Raw genomic sequence first — 17,437 nt, 5'->3', positions numbered from 1 at the left:
GGAGGTGGAGGAAGAGATGAGCGGTATCCCGGAACCCGATGAGTTCCGCGCCGAGGCCCGGAGGTGGCTCGCCGGCGTGGCCCGGCCCCGCGCCGCCGACGGGGAGTGGGGCAGTGGCTCCGACTCCGTCGCCGTGTTCGAGAACTGGACCGAGGAGCAGGAGCGCGAGCACACCGCCCGCGTCCAGGAGTGGGAACGCACCCGCTACGACCAGGGCTGGTCCGCGATCAACTGGCCGCAGGAGTACGGCGGACGAGACCTGCCCGCGTACTACGAGCAGCTCTACCGCGGTGAGGAGGCGGCCTTCGACGTACCGCACCGTCCCGAGATCTTCCCCGTGACGCAAGCGCTCGTCGCCCCCGCGATCGGCCTGTGGGGCACCGAGGAACAGAAGCGCCGCTGGCTCCTGCCCATGCTGCGCACCGATGAGCTGGCCTGCCAGCTGTTCTCGGAGACCGAGGCGGGCTCCGACCTCGCCGCGGTGCGCACCAGAGCGGTGCGCGAGGGCGAGGGCTGGGTGCTGACCGGGCACAAGGTGTGGACCTCCGGGGCCCGCGTGGCGACCTGGGGCGTCGCGGTGTGCCGTACCGATCCGGACGTCCGCAAGCACGCCGGCATCACCGTTTTCCTGGTGCGCATGGACGCGCCGGGCGTGACCGTACGGCCCATCCGGCAGATGACCGGTGGCACCAGCTTCAACGAGGTCTACCTCGATGGTGTGCGGGTGCCCGACACCGACCGGCTCGGGCCGGTCGGCCAGGGGTGGCGGGTCACGCTCAGCGTGCTGGCCGCCGAACGGCTCGACTCCGGCAGCCTCGGCCTGGACAACGCCGACCGTGCGCTGGACCTGGCCGGGCACCTGTCGCGCCCCCTCACCGGCGGCGAACAGCAGCGGGCCGCCGACCTGCACATCCGCACCCTCGTCCAGCGGCTCATGGGACTGCGGGTGACCGCCGCCCTCGTCGCCGGGCGTGAGCCCGGCGCGGAGGCGTCGGTCGGCAAGCTGTACGCCACCGAGACCATGCGGCGCACCAGCGACCTGGTGTCCGAGCTGCTGGGGCCGCGCCTCGTGGCGGACACGGGGGAGTGGGGCACCTACGCCTGGACGGAGCACCTGCTGGGCGCCCCCGGCTACAGCATCGCGGGTGGCACCGACGAGATCCAGCGCACCATCCTCGCCGAACGCGTCCTCGGCCTGCCCAAGGAGCCCGTCCGATGAGCATGGCCACCGAGGTACCGGAGCTGGCCGCGCGGGTCCGCGACCGGCTCGCCCGCCACCACCCGGGCGCGGCCATCGGCGAGTTGGAGGTGCTGCCGGGTGGCCACTCCGGGCTGACGTACCAGGTCGCGGCCGGGGACGCCCGGTATGTCGTCAAGGCCGTGCCACCGGGACAGCGGCCCGTCGGACGCAACGACGTCCTGCGCCAGGCACGGGTGCTGGGCGCCCTGGCCGGGTCCGCGGTGCCGGTACCGGGCGTCCTGGCCGTCGACGAGACCCAACCCGCGTGGTTCGTCATGGACTTCGCGGCCGGGGAGGCAGTCGAGCCGGTACTGGACGACCACGAGCTGGACCCCGCGACGGCCCGCGCCCGGATGCTGGAGATCGCCTCCGTCCTGCGGCGACTGCACGGCACCGATGTGCACACACCCGGGCTCGACGCGCCCGCACCGTTGGACGCCGCCGGCGAGCTGGAGCGATGGAGCCGCACCCTGCGTGCCGTACCCCCCGAACTGCGGCCCGGTGGAGAGGAGTTGCTGGCGCGTCTCGCCGACGGCGTACCCCGCGGCCTCCCACCGGTGCTGCTGCACGGGGACTTCCGGCTCGGCAATGTGCTGTGCGTGGGCGAGCGAGCCGTGGCCGTTGTCGACTGGGAGATCTGGAGCGTCGGCGACCCGCGCATCGACCTGGGGTGGTTCCTGCTCTTCGCCGACCACCACAACTTCCCCCGGCTGGGACACCCGGTGCCCGGCCTGCCCGGTGAGGCCGAACTGCTGGACGCCTACCTCGACGGGCGGCCCGCGCTGCCCGCGATGGACTGGTTCCGGGCGCTCGGCCGCATGAAGATGGCCGCGATCATGGGCCACAACCTGCGTCGCCACCGCGAGGGCAAACACCACGACCCGGACCAGGAACGCCTGCCACCCACCATCGCCGCGATGATCCGCACCGCACGCGACATCCTCGGCTGACCCGGCAGCGGTACGCCCCCACCGAACAGGAGCACTCGTGGATTTCGGATACTCGCCACGGGCGAGTGAACTCCAGGACCGCATGCGGTCGTTCATGGACGAGCACGTCTTCCCCGCGGAGGCGACGTACGACCGGCAGCTGGCCGAAGGGGACGACCCGCACGCCCTGCCGCCGGTGATGGCCGAGCTGAAGGAGAAGGCCCGCGCCGAGGGCCTGTGGAACCTCTTCATGGCGCACGGAGACTGGGGCGCGGGGCTCAGCAACCTCGAATACGCGCCGCTCATGGAGCTGGCGGGCCGTTCCATCATCGGCCCCGAGGTGTTCAACTGCTCGGCGCCCGACACCGGCAACATGGAGCTGCTCGCGCTGTACGGCACCTCCGAGCAGCAGGAACGCTGGCTGCGCCCCCTGCTCGACGCGTCGATCCGCTCATGCTTCGCCATGACCGAGCCGGAGGTGGCGAGCTCCGACGCCCGCAACATCCGCACCCGCATCACCCGCGACGGCGACAGCTACGTCGTCAACGGCCGCAAGTGGTACACCTCCGGGATCCTCGACCCCGACTGCAAGCTGATCATCCTGATGGGCAAGACCGACCCGGATGCGCCCACCTACCGGCAGCAGTCCATGCTGCTCGTCCCCCGGGACACCCCGGGCGTCACGGTCCTGCGCGACCTGCCGATGTTCGGCTACACCGACCGGCTCGGACACGGTGACGTGCTCTTCGAGAACGTCCGCGTGCCGGCGGAGAACATCCTCGGCGGCGAGGGCGAGGGCTTCGCGCTCGCCCAGGGCCGGCTCGGTCCCGGACGGATGCACTACGCGATGCGCGCCGTGGGTTTCGCCGAGCGCGCCCTGCGGCTGATGTGCGAACGCGTCACCGAACGCACCGCCTTCGGCGGGCCGTTGGCCGACCAGGGAGTGGTCCGGGAGTGGATCGCCCGCAGCCGCATCGAGATCGAGCAGCTGCGTCTCCTCGTCTTCAAGTCGGCCTGGCTGATGGACACGGTGGGCAACGCCGCCGCCCGCATGGAGGTCGCCGCCATCAAGGTCGCGGCACTGGAGGTCGCCCACAAGGTGGTCGACCGGGCGGTGCAGGCGCACGGCGCGGCGGGGGTCAGCGACGACACCGTACTGGCCCGGCTGTACGCCATCACACGGGCGCTGCAGATCGCCGACGGCCCCGACGAAGTACATCTGCGGACGGTGGCCCGCCAGGAACTCGCGAAATACAAGAAGAAGACCGACTCGGAGACGGGGGCGGCGTGAGCGCCAGCAGCCTCGACGGCAAGGTGGCCGTCATCACCGGCGGATCCCGCGGCATCGGCCTCGGCATCGCCACCGCCTACCGGGCGGCCGGTGCCCATGTGGTGATCGCGGCCCGTAAACCGGCCGGACTGGCCGAGGCGCGCGAGGAGTTGCTGCGCGTCAAGGGCGACGGCGCTGTGCACACGGTGGTGGCGAACGCCGGTGAACCGGACCAGGCCGAGCGGTGCGTCGAGGAGACCATGGCCCGCCTCGGCCGCCTCGACGTCCTCGTCAACAACGCGGCGACCAACCCGTACCACGGCGATCTGCTGGATCTGGACCTGCCGCGCGCGGAGAAGACCGCCCGGGTCAACCAGTACGGCATGATCGCTTGGACCCGGTGCGCCTGGCGGGCCTGGATGGCCGAGCACGGGGGAGCGGTGGTCAACATCGCCTCCGTCGGCGGGCTCGTCGTCGATCCGCACATCGGCTACTACAACGCCACCAAGGCCGCCATGCTGCACATGACCCGGCAACTCGCCTACGAACTCGGGCCGCGCGCCCGCGTCAACGCCATCGCCCCCGGACTGATCAAGACGGAGCTGGCACGGGCGGTGTGGGAGGTCCGCGAGCCGATCCTCACCGCCAAGCTGCCACTGCGGCGCCTCGGCACGGTCGAGGACGTGGCACACGCGGCGCTGTTCCTGGCCACCGACGCCTCCTCCTGGATGACCGGCCAGACCCTGGTGCTCGACGGCGGCGCGACCGCCCTGCCGATCGGGGTGGAGGGATGAGTGTGCCTGGACCCGCCGCCGAGCTGTTCTCGCTCCGGGGCAGGACGGCCCTGGTCACCGGCGCCTCCGCGGGGCTCGGCGCACGCTTCGCCACCGTCCTCGCACAGGCCGGGGCCACCGTGTTCGCCGCCGCCCGGCGGATCGACAAACTGAACGAACTCGCCGACTCCGACACCCGCATCCACCCGGTCGCCTGCGACGTCTCCCTCGCCGCCGACCGCGCGCGGCTGGCCGGGACGGCGCTGAGCGCCACCGGCCGCGTCGACATCCTGGTCAACAACGCGGCCACATCCGGGGAGACCCGCGCCGAGGACGAATCACCGGACGCCTTCGACGACGTCCTCGGCGTCAACCTCACCGCCCCCTTCCACCTGGCACGCCTGGTGGCGGAGGCCCCCGCCGTGGACGGCGACCCGCCCCGGAGCGTCATCAACGTCTCCTCCATCCTCGGCCTGGTCACCGCCGCCCCGCTGGGCGGCGCGAGCTACGCGGCGTCCAAGGCCGGGCTGATCGGGCTGACCCGGGAGCTGGCCGGGCAGTGGGGCGCGAGCGGAACCCGCGTCAACGCGCTCGCCCCGGGCTGGTTTCGCACCGAGATGACCGCGGACCTCTTCGGCGACGAGCGCTCCAGCCGCTGGGTCGAGCGCAACACCCTGCTGCGGCGCGGCGGTGGGGCCCATGAACTGGACGGCGCACTGCTGTTCCTCGCCTCGGACGCCTCCTCGTACTGCACCGGCCAGGTCCTGACCGTCGACGGCGGATGGACCGCGCGATGAGCGTCGGCATCGAGATCGACGACGGTCTGGCCCGTGTCACCCTGCGCCGGGGCGCGGCGGGCAACGCCATCGGCCTGGACATGGCACGCGGACTGCTGCACGCGGCGCGGGCCTGCGCCACCGAGTCCGTCCGGGCCGTGCTGCTGACCGGCGAGGGGAAGTCCTTCTGCGTGGGTGGCGATCTCGGGGAGTTCTCCCGGCTCTCCGGAGAGCCGCTGGAGCGGCACCTCATCGCGGTGACCGGCGCGCTCCACGACGCGCTGCGCACGTTCGCGGCGGGCGACGCGCCCGTGGTGGCCGCCGTGCAGGGAGCCGTCGCCGGTGCGGGCATCGGCCTGGCCGCGTCCGCCGATATGACCCTGGCCGCCGACAACGCCTCGTTCACCACCGCGTATACCCGGATCGGCTACTCACCGGACGCCGGAGTGAGCTGGTTCCTGCCCCGGCTGGTCGGTCCCAAGCGGGCCATGGACCTGCTGCTGACCAACCGCCGTATCGCGGCGGCGGAAGCGGAGACCATCGGACTGGTGAGCCGGGTCGTCCCCGCCGACCGGCTGGCCGCCGAGGCGCTGCGTATGGCCGAGGCGCTGCGCGACGGGCCCACCGCCGCCTTCGGCGCCACCCGCCGTCTCGTCGCCGCCGGGCAGACCGACGGCCTCGCCACGCACCTGGACCGCGAGGCCCGTGCGATCGCCGCCGCGGCCGCCTCCGCCGCCGGCCGTGAGGGCGTCGCCGCCTTCCTGGCCAAGCGGGCGCCCGACTTCACCCGTGCCGCCCCAGCACCTGACTCCCCCTGAAACCCCTGGAGCCCCATCGTGTCGGAAGCATTCATCGTCGGAGCCGTCCGTACCCCCGTCGGCCGCCGCAAGGGCGCGCTCAGCGGCGTGCACCCCGCCGATCTCGGCGCCCATGCGCTGCGAGCCCTGCTGGAGCGCGCCGGGGCCGACCCGGGCGCCGTCGACGACGTGTACTTCGGCTGCGTCAGCCAGATCGGCGCGCAGACCGGAAACGTCGCACGTACCGCATGGCTGTCGGCCGGGCTGCCGGAGCACGTCCCCGGCACCACCATCGACCGCCAGTGCGGCTCCTCCCAGCAGGCCGTGCACTTCGCCGCCCAGGCGGTCGGCTCCGGGGCCGCCGATCTGGTGGTCGCCGGCGGGGTGGAGGTGATGAGCCTGGTGCCCATCGCCAGCCCCATGACCGTCGGCGAACAGGCCGGTATGGGCAGCCCGTACGCGGGGGACGGCTGGCGCGAGCACTTCGGGGACCAGGAGGTCTCCCAGTTCCGCGGGGCCGAACTGATCGCCGAGAAGTGGGGCGTCTCCCGGGCGGACATGGAGGAATTCGCGCTCACCAGCCATCAGCGCGCCCTCGCCGCCCAGGCCGACGGCGCCTTCGACGAGGAGATCACCCCGGCCTTCGGACTCACCGCCGACGAGGGCCCGCGCGCCGATACCACCCTCGAGAAGATGGCCGGGCTGAAGACCCTCACCGAGGACGGCCGGCTGACCGCCGCGGTCTCCAGCCAGATCTCCGACGGAGCCGCCGCCCTGCTGATCGCCTCCGAGGAGGCGGTGCGCCGCCACGGCCTGACCCCGCTCGCGCGCGTGCACACCATGGCCGTCGTCGGCTCCGATCCGATCCACATGCTGACCGGTCCGATCCCCGCCACCGAGAAGGTCCTGGACCGGGCCGGGCTGTCGATCGACGACATCGATCTGGTGGAGATCAACGAGGCGTTCGCCTCCGTCGTCCTGGCCTGGCAGAAGGAGATCGGCGTCGCCCCGGAGCGGGTCAACGCCTTCGGCGGCGCCATCGCGCTCGGACATCCGCTCGGCGCCACCGGCGCCCGGCTCATGACCACGCTCGTCCACCAACTGCACAGGACCCAGGGGCGCTACGGTCTGCAGACGATGTGCGAGGGCGGCGGCATGGCGAATGCGACCGTGCTGGAGCGCCTTTGACCTCGGCCTGTTCACGTCGATTGGCAACTGAGTTCAGCTTGGGGCTACTCTCGGGTACGGACACGGTGGGCTGCAGCCAGGAGACGAGGCATGGCGACGAGAATCGTTGAACCGGAAGCGGGACCGAGGTCCAAGCGCGCCGCCATCCTGGCGGCCGCCGTCGACTGCTTCGGCGAGACAGGGTTCGAGGCCACCAAGTGGTCCACCGTGGCGGAGCGGGTCGGCATCGGGCAGACGGCGCTGTACCACTACTTCGAGTCCAAGACGCACTGCCTGCTGACCATCATGCGGCTGGAGCTCCAGCGCTCCCACGACAAGTTCATGGAGGCGACGGAGGGCGTCGAGGAGCCGACGGAGGCGCTCCGGGCGGCCGTCCGCGCGGCCTACGACGTCTCGGACCAAGAGGTCCTGCAGATGCGGATCCTGCACAACCACATGGATCTGCTCTCCGGCACGCGCAAGTCCAAGCGGGAGGAGGCCGAGCGCGTCGAGGCCCGCAAGCTGGTCCAGCTCGTCGAGCGGAACTGGACGAATCTGCTGGTCCGGGGCATGTCCATGGGCGCTTTCCCGCTCCGGGACGCGCAACTGCTGGGCTCGGGCGTGCTCGGCCTGATCGTCAGCGTCTGGCGGTGGTACCGGCCCTCGGGGCCGACGCCGCTGTCAGAGGTCAGTGAACTGATCGAGGGTGCCTGCGTGCGCATGGTCGCCACGTGACCCCCTGAGCGGCCCTTGCCGCTTCCGGCCCCCGGCGGACATCCGCCGGGGGCCGTTTCGTGTTTCGTACAGGCTCTTGTCAGCTGTGTTTCCCCGGGATTAGCATCCAACTTGAATTGAACTGAACTCAGGTTGATCTGAGGGTCGTCGTGGCGGCCCCGGGTCCCCGGGAGCGCTCGGCCACCAATCGAAAGGGCGCAGTCATGACGTTGCGCACGTATATGGCCAGTATGGACAGCGACCATCCGGAACGGACGCTGGACCTGCTCGAACCCGACTTCCGCTTCCTCATCGCCCTGCCGGGCAGTGAGGCCACCGGCGAATCCAGGGAGGACTTCGCCGCTTACATCGCCGGCCGGAATCCCAAGGACCGGTCGCATGAGATCCTGCGCCACAGCCGGGACGGCGACGTCGAGACCGTGTACGGGGTGGTGACGGAGGGCGGGCGGTACACCGGCTCCTTCCTCTCCGCCGCGGTGATCTCGCCCGGCGGGCTCCTGTCGCGCTACCAGTCCTTCTTCACCACCTCGTTCGAGCTGGTCGACTGGGTCCGGCAGGACACCGGACAGGGCGACGGGGGCCGGGCATGACGGACAACCCGGCCACGGCCCCCTTCCTCACCGCGTGGTTCGAGATCCTCGACGGCGACGAGCCGTCCCGTATCCTCGACCTGATCAGCGACGACTTCTCGCTCTCCATCCTGTTCTCCACCGGCGACGGCAACGCCACCGACTTCGCCGGGGACCGTGCCGCCCTGGTGGGCTACCTCGAACAGCGCGAGAAGGGCACCCGCACCCACCATCTGCTGTCGGCGACCACCCTCGGCCAGGACGAGCTCTTCCTGGGCGAGGTGCGACGCGCGGGCGTCCCCGAGGCCAGCTTCGTCGCCGCCGGACAGGTGAACGGCGACGGCCGGTTGCGGCGCCTGCTGATCGGGCGCTCGTCCGAGATCCGCTTCACCTGACCCCCGACCCCATGGAGAACACCGTCATGTACAACCTCGTCCTGCTGGCGGCCCGGCCACCGGAGTGGACCCACGAGCGGTTCATCACCTGGTGGCGCGGCGACCACGCGGAGCTGACCCGCCGGCTGCCCGGGCTGCGCTCGTGGCGGCACACCGAGATCGACGCCGCCCTGGAGCCGCGCTCCGAAGGCTGGGACGGGATGTCCGTGCTCGGCTTCGACTCGCCCGAGGACCTGAGCAAGGCCCTCGCGAGCGCCGAGTGGGCCGATGCCGTCGCCCAGGTCGGCGACATGAAGGGCCGCCGGATCGCGGTCATGGGGCACGAGGCGGAGATGTTCACCGCCTGAGGATTCCCGGTCATCCGGGTGGACGGCGTAGGCACAGGGCGACGAGGGGCCAGATGCGACAGGTAGTGCGGGAGTTCCAGCAGCAGGCGGACGAAGCCGACTTCATCGCCGTGATCGACGACACCGGCAGCCATACGGCCAGGGAACTGCTCGAGGAGGCCGTACGGCTGGCAGAGGCGCTGTCCGCCGACGCGCCCGACGCGCCGCCGGACGGACCGGCGGGCGGCGGGTCGGTGGGCACCGTCCTGGTCCAGGCCGACAACTCATGGCGTACCATCGCCGCCACCCTCGCCGTGGGCCTGCGGGGCGGGGTCCTCGCGGTGGTCAATCGGCACACCACCCCCGTCGAGTTCGCCGCCGCGTGGGAGGACATCCGCCCCGACGCCGTCGTCGCCGAGCCCTCGGCGATGGACGAGTGGGAGGTACGCACCCGGCTCCCCGGCCCGGCGCGGACCGTCCTCGACGGCTGGACCTGCCGGTCGGCACCCCACCGGCGCGAGGTGTCGCGGTGGTCGGACGGCGTCCTCATCGGCCTGACCTCCGGTTCCACCGGGCGGCCCAAGGGCGTCGTACAGTCCGAGCGGGCCCTGCGGTACGCCGCCACGAGTACCATCGCCGCCAACGGCCTGGCGCCGGGTGACGCCGTCGCCGCGATCGTGCCGCTGTCGTCCACCGCGGCGTACTGCTTCGGGGCGTATCTCTCCCTTCTGCTGCGCGGGCCGCTCGTCCTCACGGGCAAGTGGAACCGGGCGGTCGCGCTGCGGCGGATGGCCGACGCCGGTGTCCGCTGGACCATGTGCGTACCGACCATGGCGTTGCAGATGGGCGCGGAAGCGGCCGGTTCCGGCATCCTCCGGGGCGTCCGGTCGATCACCGTGGGCGGCGGCCCCATGGACCGCGGCGCACTGGCCCGGGCCGAGCGGTCGCTGGGCACGAAGATCCTCCGCGTCTTCGGCATGTCCGAGTGTCTGGGCCACACCTCGCCGAGCCCCGACGACCCCGAGGAGATCCGGCTCGGCAGGGACGGCCGCCCCTTCCCGGGCACGGACGTGCGAGCGCTCACCCCCGATGGCGAGGTGGCCGGTCCGGGCGTGACCGGCCGGGCGCAGGTCCGCGGCCCTTCGCTCTTCCTCGGATACGCCCGCGAGGGCAGAACCGATCCACCGGCGCTGACGGAGGACGGCTACCTGCCCACCGGCGACCTGCTGATGGTCCACGAGGACGGCACCCTCACCATCATGGGCCGTGAGAAGGACATCATCATCCGCGGCGGCCGCAACATCGACATCACCGAGATAGAGCGCGCGGTCGCCAGCCATCCACGCGTGGCCAGAGCTTGTGTCGCGCCGGTCCCCGACGATGTCCTCGGCGAACGCGTGGCGCTGCTCGTCGTCGCCGAGGACGGCGGCGACATCGAACTGGGCGAGATGACCGGCCACTTGGAGAGCGTCGGGCTGTCCAAGACCAAGTGGCCCGAGTACGTCTACGACGTCGAGGAGCTGCCCCAGACGAAGGTCGGCAAGCTCGACCGGGGCGGGGCCCGGGACCTGGCCGTCCGGCTGCACACCCGTGAAGGAGGATCATGACGGCACGGTTCGACCAGGCTCCCTGGGCGGAGGCCGGAATCCAGACCGTACGGCCCGGAGTGCACCGTGTGCCGCTGCCGCTCCCCAACGACGGCCTGCACGCCGTGAACGTCTACCTCCTGGAGGATCTGGCCGACAGTGGCATCGTCATGATCGACGGAGGCTGGGCGATCCCCGAGGCGCGCAAGGCGCTCGAGGAGGCCCTGGCCGCCATCGACCGCGACCTCACCGACATCAGCCACATCCTGGTCACCCACATCCACCGCGACCACTACACCCAGGCGGTGGAGCTGCGCCGGCTGCTCGGCTCGCGGGTCTACCTCGGCGCGGGCGAGCGCCCGGGCCTGGAGATGCTCGACCGGCTGCGCAGCGACCAGCCCGTCGGCTCGCTGCGGACCCTGCGCGCGGCGGGCGCCGGGGAACTCGCCGACCGCATCGAGGCGATGGACCACGGCGGCTACGACCCGAGCGTATGGGAGGCCCCCGATCGCTGGCTGCGGGCCGGAGCCCTGCGCTTCGGCGACCGCGAACTGCGGGTCGTGCCCACTCCCGGGCACACCAAGGGGCATGTGGTCTTCCTGGACGAACAGCGGGGACTGCTGTTCTCCGGGGACCATGTCCTGCCGCACATCACCCCGTCCATCGGCTTCGAACTCGCCGAGCCGGGCGGCCACCCGCTCGCCGACTACCTGGACTCGCTGCGGCTGATGACCCGCTACGCCGACGCCAGCCTGCTGCCCGCCCACGGACCGGTCGCCGACTCCGCCCACACCCGGGTCGCCGAACTGCTCGCCCACCACGACGACCGGCTGGCCAGGAGTCTGGCCGCGCTGGGCGAGGACACGCTCGACGCCCACGCGGTGGCGCGGAAGCTCGCATGGACGCGCCGGGCAGTGCCGTTCGGGGAGCTGACCGACTTCAACCAGATGCTCGCGGTCCATGAGACGGCCGCGCACCTGGATGTCCTCGTGCTGCGGGGGCAGGTGACGGCGGCCCACGACGGCGGTGTGTACCGGTACACGCGCGTGCGATGACGACGCCGTACATACGTCCATTGAATAGATCCGATGACCATGAGGTGACGAGCGGCTAATCCCGGGCAGTTTGGCGTTCTCTCTCGACAGCCGGGTCGGAATTGCGTATCAATTCATCCGATCACTGAACCGTCGAGAAGGAAAGGCCGCATCATGCAGAGACCGGGCTTATCCGCACGCGCCTTCGGCCTCCTGGCCGCGACCGCCGCCGCCCTCGGGGCCTTGGTGGCCACCGGAACCGAGTCCTACGCCGCCCAGCCCGCGACGCCCCCCGCCCCCCGCTCCTCCGTCGTCACCTGGGCCTCCAGCGCCTACCCGGCGGGAACCGCCACCCAGGACCTGACCTACCGATTCGTCGTCCACACCAGCGTCGGCGGCCGGGACCTGCGCATCCGGCTCTCCAACGCCTACGGCGACCAGCCGGTGACCTTCGGCCACGCCTACGCCGGGGTACGCGAGTCCGGGGCGGCGGTCGTGCCCGGCAGCAACGGACGGCTGACCTTCCGCGGCGCGTCGTCGGTGACCGTACCGGCGGGCGGCGTCGTGTACAGCGATCCGCTGCCGGGCCGCGTCCGGCCCCAGTCGGACCTCGCCATCAGCCTCTACGTGCGCAGTGCGGGCACGCTCGCGACCGGCCACAAGGGGGCCCGTGCGACCCAATACGTCGCACCGGCCGGCGACCACGCCGCGGAGGAGGGTCCCACCGCCTACACCCAGCAGATCACCTCCTGGTACTACCTGGACGCGGCCGTCGTGCGGCCCCGGCCCCGCACCGGCGCCGTCGTCGCCTTCGGCGACTCGATCACCGACGGCTCCGCCTCCACTCAGGACACCAACCGCCGCTGGCCGGACCTCCTCGCCGGCCGGCTGCTCGCCGACCCCCGCTCCCGGCTCAAGGGCGTCGCCAACGAGGGAATCTCCGGCAACAAGATCCTCGCCGACGGCTCGGCCGAGAGCGCGCTGAAGCGACTCGACCGGGATGTGCTCTCCCAGGCCGGAGTGCGCACGACGATCCTGCTGGAGGGCATCAACGACATCAAGGCAACGCCCGGCCCCACGGCCGACGACCTCATCGCCGGCTACCGGCAGATCATCGCCAGGTCCCATGCGCGTGGCGTGTGCGTGGTGGGGGCGACCGTCATGCCGTACGAGGGCTGGCGGGAGTACGAGCCCGCCGACGAGACGGTCCGCCAACAGGTCAACGCCTTCATCCGCACCAGCGGCGAGTTCGACGCGGTCGTCGATTTCGACGAGGCCGTCAGGGACCCCGCGGCGCCCACCCGAATGCTCCCCGCCTACGACGGCGGCGACCACCTCCACCCCAATGACACCGGTATGCGCGTGATGAGCGACGCCATCTCCCTCCGCGCCCTCAACTGCGGCCGCTGACCCCCTGCCCCTCGCCACCCCGGGCCGTGGCCTTGCGGTACCGGCCCGGGGTGGTACCGAACTCCCGCTGGAAGGCGTGTGAGAGTGCGTACGGGCTGCCGTAGCCGACTCGGCCGGCGATGGAGGCCAGAGTGTCCGAAGTGTCCCGGAGTAGGGTGGCGGTGAGAATGATGCGCCACCACGTGAGGTACGCCATCGGAGGGCGCCCTACCAGGGTGCTGAACCGGCGCGCCAGAGTGGGCCGGGAGACGTCCACCTCCGCGGCCAGGCGCTCGGTGGTCCACGGGGCGGCCGGATCCGAGTGCAGCGCCCGCAGCGCGGCGGCCGTCACCGGATCACCCAGGACGCGGGGCCAGGCTCCGCTGGTGGCCTCGGTCATCCAGGAGCGGATCATGTAGACGAGGAGCAGGTCGAGCAGGTTCGGCAGCGCGATGCAGGAACCGGGCCTGCGTTCGTCCAGTTCACCGGCGAGCAGGTCGATCGCGGCGCGCAGTTCGAGGTGGTCGCCCACGCGGCTGGGAAGGTGGACGACCCGGGGCATCTCCGCGAGAAGCGGGTGGATGCGGCTGCAGTCCAGCAGGTACTGGCCGCAGAGGAGCTCCGTCTCGGCCGGGGACTCGGCGAGCACATGGCCTGTGCCATGGGGGAGCAGCACCGCGTCACCCACGCCGAGGGACACCGGGTCACCGCCGTCGGGCAGCAGCCGGCAACCGCCCTTGAGCACCACGTGAAAGCCCGCGCCGCCGAACGGGTCGAGCCGTGTGCGCCCACCGCCGTCCACCCGCAACCGGTGGGACGAGGGCTGCCCCAGACGCATGGCGGAGATCGCGTCGCTCACCACATCCATCCATGCAGGGTATCCGCCGTATGAGAGATGAGACGGATGCGTATCCTAGTGAGCTGGACGCGCATTGAGAGGCTCTTATGGCCTTCCTAGGGTCGAGCGCATGACGAACGAGAGTGTGCACCGCCTCGTGCTGGGCGATGTCGAGGTCATCCGGGTCGTGGAATGGCAGGGCCCGTTCGTGCCCGTCTCCGGCCTGGTCGCGGAGACCGCAGGCGAGGTGTGGAAGGACAATGCGGGCTGGCTGGCGCCGGACCACTGGGAGCCGGATACCGACCGGGTGGTGATCGCGCTGCAGACCTGGGTGCTGCGCAGCGGCGGGCGGACCGTCCTCGTCGACACCGGAGTGGGCAAGGGGCGCGAACGGCCGGGCTCGCCGCCGTTCCACCACTGGCAGGGCGATCTTCTCGGCGGCCTGGCGAAGGCCGGTGTCGGCCCGCGGGACGTCGACGTCGTCGTCAACACCCACCTGCACATCGACCATGTCGGCGGGAACACCGTCGAGGCGGACGGGGAGTGGATACCGGCGTTCCCCAACGCCCAGTACCTCATCCCGGCCGCCGACGACTTCCACTTCGGCCCGGACGGCGGATACGGCAACGACTCGCAGGCGGACGGCCGACTGATCTACGAGGACAGCGTCGCGCCCATCCACCGGGCCGGACAGGCCGTGCGGTGGGACGGTTCCCACCGCATCGACGAGCACCTCACCCTGGAGTCCGCGCCCGGTCACACCCCCGGCTCGTCCGTGCTGCGGCTCGCCTCCGGCGGCGACCGGGCCGTCTTCGTCGGAGACCTGCTGCACAGCCCCGTGCAGATCCTCCGGCCCTGCTGCAACAGCAACGCCTGCCTGGACTCGGAACAAGCGGTGGCGAGCCGCCTGCGCATCCTCCAACGTGCGGCCGATCAGCGGGAGTTGCTCGTTCCCGCGCATTTCGCCGGTGCCGCGGGCGCCGTGGAGGTCCGGCCGGGAGGCGGCGGGTTCACCCTGGGTCCATGGGCAATGGGGTCGCCGCTCTGATCCGCGTGGCGGCGGGTCTTTGGCCAGCGGACTGAGATCTCGGATGGGGAGGTGTGAGATCGCAATTGCGCTAGGATGGGCATGTGAAGTATTTGCCGGCCATCCTGGGTGAAGACCATCCGAGCCTCAGCGCCACCGAGCGCGCATACGCCACCATCAAGCGCCAGATCATCGAACTCGAACTGGAGCCTGGCGCTCATGTCACCAAGTCGACCCTCGCGCGCCGGGCCGGTGCCAGTACGATGCCCGCCCGGGAGGCTCTGACCCGGCTGCAGAGGGACGGTCTGGTGCAGGCGCTGCCCCGCTCGGGTTACCGCATCCTGCCGGTCACCCTCAAGGGGACCCGTGATCTCTGTGCCTTCCGTCGGCTGCTGGAGGTCGAGGCGGCGGGTCTCGCGGCGGAGCTCGGCTGCCCCGAGCGCGATCTCGCCCGGATGGCGGAGCTCCTGTCGGTCACGTACGAGACGGGGGACCCGGCCAGTCTCGACGCGTTCCTCCGCGCCAATCTCGAGTTCGACGCGATCATCGCCAACCGGTGCGGCAATGACATGCTGGCGCAGGCGGTCATCCGGGTCTTCGACGAGCTGGAGCGAGTCCTGCGGATCACGCTGAAGTCCCTGCCCTTCTCGGAACCTGCCGCGCATCAGCGGCGGGAGATCCTCGACGCCATCCGGGCCCGTGATCCGGCCGCGGCCCGTGCGGCCATGGGCGCCAGGACGCGGACCGCCCAGGAACAGATCATCGACCAGCTCGTGTCCCATGCGTCGCTCGCCGAGGTCAGCATCAGCGTCACCTGACCTCGGAGGGCCGGACGCATTTCGCGTTCCCCGGGGGGTTGAAGCGATTTTCCGAGCAGGTGTAAGATCTCAGTAGAGAACATCTAAGATCCTAGATGGGGGGTGGAATCTCAGTCTCCCGCCTTCTGCCGCATCGAGATGATCACTATGAACACCACAGCGCTCTGCCGGGCCGACCGGACATTCTCCCTGCCGCCTTCCGCCGCCGACGTGCCCGTGGTCCGGAGTGCCCTGGTGGAGACCCTCCTCGAGTGGGGAATCCCCGAGGGCGGCGAACTGGTCCACGGCGTTGGCCTCATCGCCTCGGAGCTGGTGACCAACGCCGTGCATCACGCCGGCGTGTGTACGCCGAGCATCGTCGTCATCCTCAGGATCGGCGAGGACGGAACGCTGGAACTCGGTGTCCGCGACAACTCCCGCGACGTTCCGAGGCCGACAGCCGCCTCCCCGGAGGCCACCCATGGCCGCGGGACGGCGATCGTCGCCGCACTGCTCACCGAATTCGGCGGGAGCCTCACGGCCGAACGGCATCCCGACGGCAAGACCGTCTGGGCCCGGCTGCCCGGCGTACCAAGATCCGTGAAGGGAATCCGATGAAGCTGGAACGTCTGCCGGCCCTTGAACTCGCCGACCGTGCCCGGACGGCACCGCCGGGCCGGGCGGCCATGGTCCCCTTCCGCGGCGTGCCGACGCTGCCCATGCCGGAACACGTCGTGGAGGCGGTGCGGACCGCCGCGGGCGAGGTGTTCCCCCGGAGCAGTCGCGGTTCCGGAGAGCTCCGCCAGGCGATCGCCTCGCGTCTCGGGGCCGCGTACGGGCTCGCGGTGGACCCGGGGCGCGAACTGCTGATCACCCATGGCGCCCAGCACGGGATGAGCGTGGCGCTGAGGGCCCTGCTGTCACCGGGCGACGAAGTCGTGGTCCCCGCTCCGAGCTACTTCTTCGACGGCATGATCCGCCTGGCGGGTGCCCGCCCGGTGTACGTACCGTCCGACGAGAGCCGCGGCTGGGACCATGTCCCGGCGGCTGTGGAGGCCGCGGTCACTCCCGCCACCCGGGCGCTGCTGATCTGCAACCCCAACAATCCGACCGGCTATGTGCCCGGCCGGGAGCGGCTGCGTCAGCTCCTGGCCATCGCCGCGCGCCATGGTCTGACCGTCTTCTCCGACGAGTCCTACGAGCGGTATGTATGGGACGGGCCCGGCTATGTGCCGCAAATGCTGCTGCGCGATCACCATCCGGACCTGGTCACCGTGACCAGCCTCAGTAAGAACTACGCCTTCACCAGCTGGCGGGTCGGATATGTGCACGCTCCCGCCCACCTGCTGGAGCCGATACACCATGCCTTCGAATGGGACGCCATCAACGTCGGCGACGTGGCCCAGGCCGCGGCGCGTGCCGTCATGACCGGTCCACAACACTGGATCGAACAAGAGTTCGCCACCATGCGGGCCCGGCGTGACATTCTCCGCGGCGGACTGGAGCGTGCCGGTCTCGCCTCGGTACGCCCCGACGCCGGCGTTTTCGTCTTCGTCGACTGTGCCCCGCTCGGATTCCGTGGCCGCCGGTTGGAGCGGCTGCTGCTGGATCACGGCCTGACGGCCATCGCGGGAGACGCCTTCGCGGGGCCGGACACACACGTCCGCATGGTGTACGGGGGATCCGCCGCCGACCTCGAGGAAGTGGGGCGGCGGCTCGGGGAGTTGAGCCGGGGGAGCGGGGGCGGCGTGGCGGCCCGCCCGCCCGTCGTGGAATAGCGGGAACGGAA

The 17,437-nt window shown here is 71.2% G+C and carries 19 protein-coding genes; 18 read left to right on the top strand and 1 reads right to left on the bottom strand.

Going from position 1 to position 17,437, the window contains the following annotated elements:
- Positions 1–16 precede the first annotated feature (16 nt).
- The 14 genes from LIV37_RS08715 (at position 17) to LIV37_RS08650 (ending at position 13,007) form a co-directional block, all read left to right on the top strand.
- The gene (locus LIV37_RS08715) at positions 17–1,219 is read left to right on the top strand and encodes an acyl-CoA dehydrogenase family protein (protein WP_020866737.1); all 1,203 of its coding nucleotides are present in this window, start codon (positions 17–19) and stop codon (positions 1,217–1,219) included.
- Positions 1,216–2,190: a phosphotransferase family protein gene (locus LIV37_RS08710; RefSeq protein WP_020866736.1), complete on the top strand. Its 975-nt coding sequence runs from the start codon at positions 1,216–1,218 to the stop codon at positions 2,188–2,190. Before LIV37_RS08715 ends, LIV37_RS08710 begins: the two co-directional genes overlap by 4 nt.
- 37 nt (positions 2,191–2,227) lie before the next feature.
- Positions 2,228–3,460, top strand: coding sequence for an acyl-CoA dehydrogenase family protein (locus LIV37_RS08705; protein WP_020866735.1), 1,233 nt, complete (start codon positions 2,228–2,230; stop codon positions 3,458–3,460).
- Positions 3,457–4,233 (top strand): SDR family oxidoreductase, encoded by a 777-nt coding sequence (locus tag LIV37_RS08700; protein ID WP_020866734.1) that lies wholly within the window; start codon positions 3,457–3,459, stop codon positions 4,231–4,233. The genes LIV37_RS08705 and LIV37_RS08700 overlap by 4 nt, the downstream gene beginning before the upstream one ends.
- Entirely contained in the window at positions 4,230–5,009 is a 780-nt protein-coding gene (locus tag LIV37_RS08695) for an SDR family NAD(P)-dependent oxidoreductase (RefSeq protein ID WP_020866733.1), read from the top strand. The genes LIV37_RS08700 and LIV37_RS08695 overlap by 4 nt, the downstream gene beginning before the upstream one ends.
- On the top strand, positions 5,006–5,806 hold the full coding sequence (locus LIV37_RS08690) for an enoyl-CoA hydratase/isomerase family protein (RefSeq protein ID WP_243146379.1): 801 nt from the start codon (positions 5,006–5,008) through the stop codon (positions 5,804–5,806). The genes LIV37_RS08695 and LIV37_RS08690 overlap by 4 nt, the downstream gene beginning before the upstream one ends.
- An 18-nt stretch (positions 5,807–5,824) precedes the next feature.
- A complete protein-coding gene (locus LIV37_RS08685) occupies positions 5,825–6,973 on the top strand; it encodes an acetyl-CoA C-acetyltransferase (RefSeq protein ID WP_020866731.1) in 1,149 nt (382 codons plus the stop codon).
- Positions 6,974–7,063: 90 nt separating this feature from the next.
- Positions 7,064–7,687, top strand: a complete 624-nt coding sequence (locus tag LIV37_RS08680; protein ID WP_020866730.1) for a TetR/AcrR family transcriptional regulator — start codon at positions 7,064–7,066, stop codon at positions 7,685–7,687.
- A 203-nt stretch (positions 7,688–7,890) separates the two neighbouring features.
- Complete coding sequence (locus tag LIV37_RS08675; RefSeq protein ID WP_121825679.1) at positions 7,891–8,277, top strand: nuclear transport factor 2 family protein; 387 nt, start codon at positions 7,891–7,893, stop codon at positions 8,275–8,277.
- The gene (locus tag LIV37_RS08670; protein ID WP_020866728.1) at positions 8,274–8,651 is read left to right on the top strand and encodes a hypothetical protein; all 378 of its coding nucleotides are present in this window, start codon (positions 8,274–8,276) and stop codon (positions 8,649–8,651) included. The genes LIV37_RS08675 and LIV37_RS08670 overlap by 4 nt, the downstream gene beginning before the upstream one ends.
- Before the next feature lie 26 nt (positions 8,652–8,677).
- Positions 8,678–8,998: an EthD family reductase gene (locus LIV37_RS08665; RefSeq protein WP_121826156.1), complete on the top strand. Its 321-nt coding sequence runs from the start codon at positions 8,678–8,680 to the stop codon at positions 8,996–8,998.
- A 53-nt stretch (positions 8,999–9,051) separates the two neighbouring features.
- Entirely contained in the window at positions 9,052–10,584 is a 1,533-nt protein-coding gene (locus LIV37_RS08660) for a class I adenylate-forming enzyme family protein (RefSeq protein WP_020866726.1), read from the top strand.
- Entirely contained in the window at positions 10,581–11,618 is a 1,038-nt protein-coding gene (locus LIV37_RS08655) for an MBL fold metallo-hydrolase (RefSeq protein WP_020866725.1), read from the top strand. Before LIV37_RS08660 ends, LIV37_RS08655 begins: the two co-directional genes overlap by 4 nt.
- Positions 11,619–11,771: 153 nt before the next feature.
- Positions 11,772–13,007 (top strand): SGNH/GDSL hydrolase family protein, encoded by a 1,236-nt coding sequence (locus LIV37_RS08650; RefSeq protein WP_020866724.1) that lies wholly within the window; start codon positions 11,772–11,774, stop codon positions 13,005–13,007.
- Here LIV37_RS08650 and LIV37_RS08645 read toward each other — a convergent pair.
- On the bottom strand, positions 12,991–13,854 hold the full coding sequence (locus LIV37_RS08645; protein ID WP_020866723.1) for an AraC family transcriptional regulator: 864 nt from the start codon (positions 13,852–13,854) through the stop codon (positions 12,991–12,993). The genes LIV37_RS08650 and LIV37_RS08645 overlap by 17 nt on opposite strands.
- A gap of 100 nt (positions 13,855–13,954) precedes the next feature.
- On the opposite strand from LIV37_RS08645, the gene LIV37_RS08640 reads away from it, so the two are divergent.
- From LIV37_RS08640 to LIV37_RS08625, 4 genes are all read left to right on the top strand, one after another.
- Positions 13,955–14,872 (top strand): MBL fold metallo-hydrolase, encoded by a 918-nt coding sequence (locus LIV37_RS08640; RefSeq protein WP_020866722.1) that lies wholly within the window; start codon positions 13,955–13,957, stop codon positions 14,870–14,872.
- An 83-nt stretch (positions 14,873–14,955) separates the two neighbouring features.
- On the top strand, positions 14,956–15,669 hold the full coding sequence (locus tag LIV37_RS08635) for a GntR family transcriptional regulator (RefSeq protein ID WP_020866721.1): 714 nt from the start codon (positions 14,956–14,958) through the stop codon (positions 15,667–15,669).
- A gap of 147 nt (positions 15,670–15,816) precedes the next feature.
- Entirely contained in the window at positions 15,817–16,266 is a 450-nt protein-coding gene (locus LIV37_RS08630) for an ATP-binding protein (RefSeq protein ID WP_020866720.1), read from the top strand.
- Positions 16,263–17,426, top strand: coding sequence for a pyridoxal phosphate-dependent aminotransferase (locus LIV37_RS08625; RefSeq protein ID WP_020866719.1), 1,164 nt, complete (start codon positions 16,263–16,265; stop codon positions 17,424–17,426). The genes LIV37_RS08630 and LIV37_RS08625 overlap by 4 nt, the downstream gene beginning before the upstream one ends.
- The last annotated feature ends 11 nt before the right edge of the window (positions 17,427–17,437 follow it).

The sequence above is a fragment of the Streptomyces rapamycinicus NRRL 5491 genome (assembly GCF_024298965.1).
Classification (GTDB): Bacteria; Actinomycetota; Actinomycetes; order Streptomycetales; family Streptomycetaceae; genus Streptomyces; species Streptomyces rapamycinicus.
This window is presented reverse-complemented; position numbering and strand designations above follow the sequence as displayed.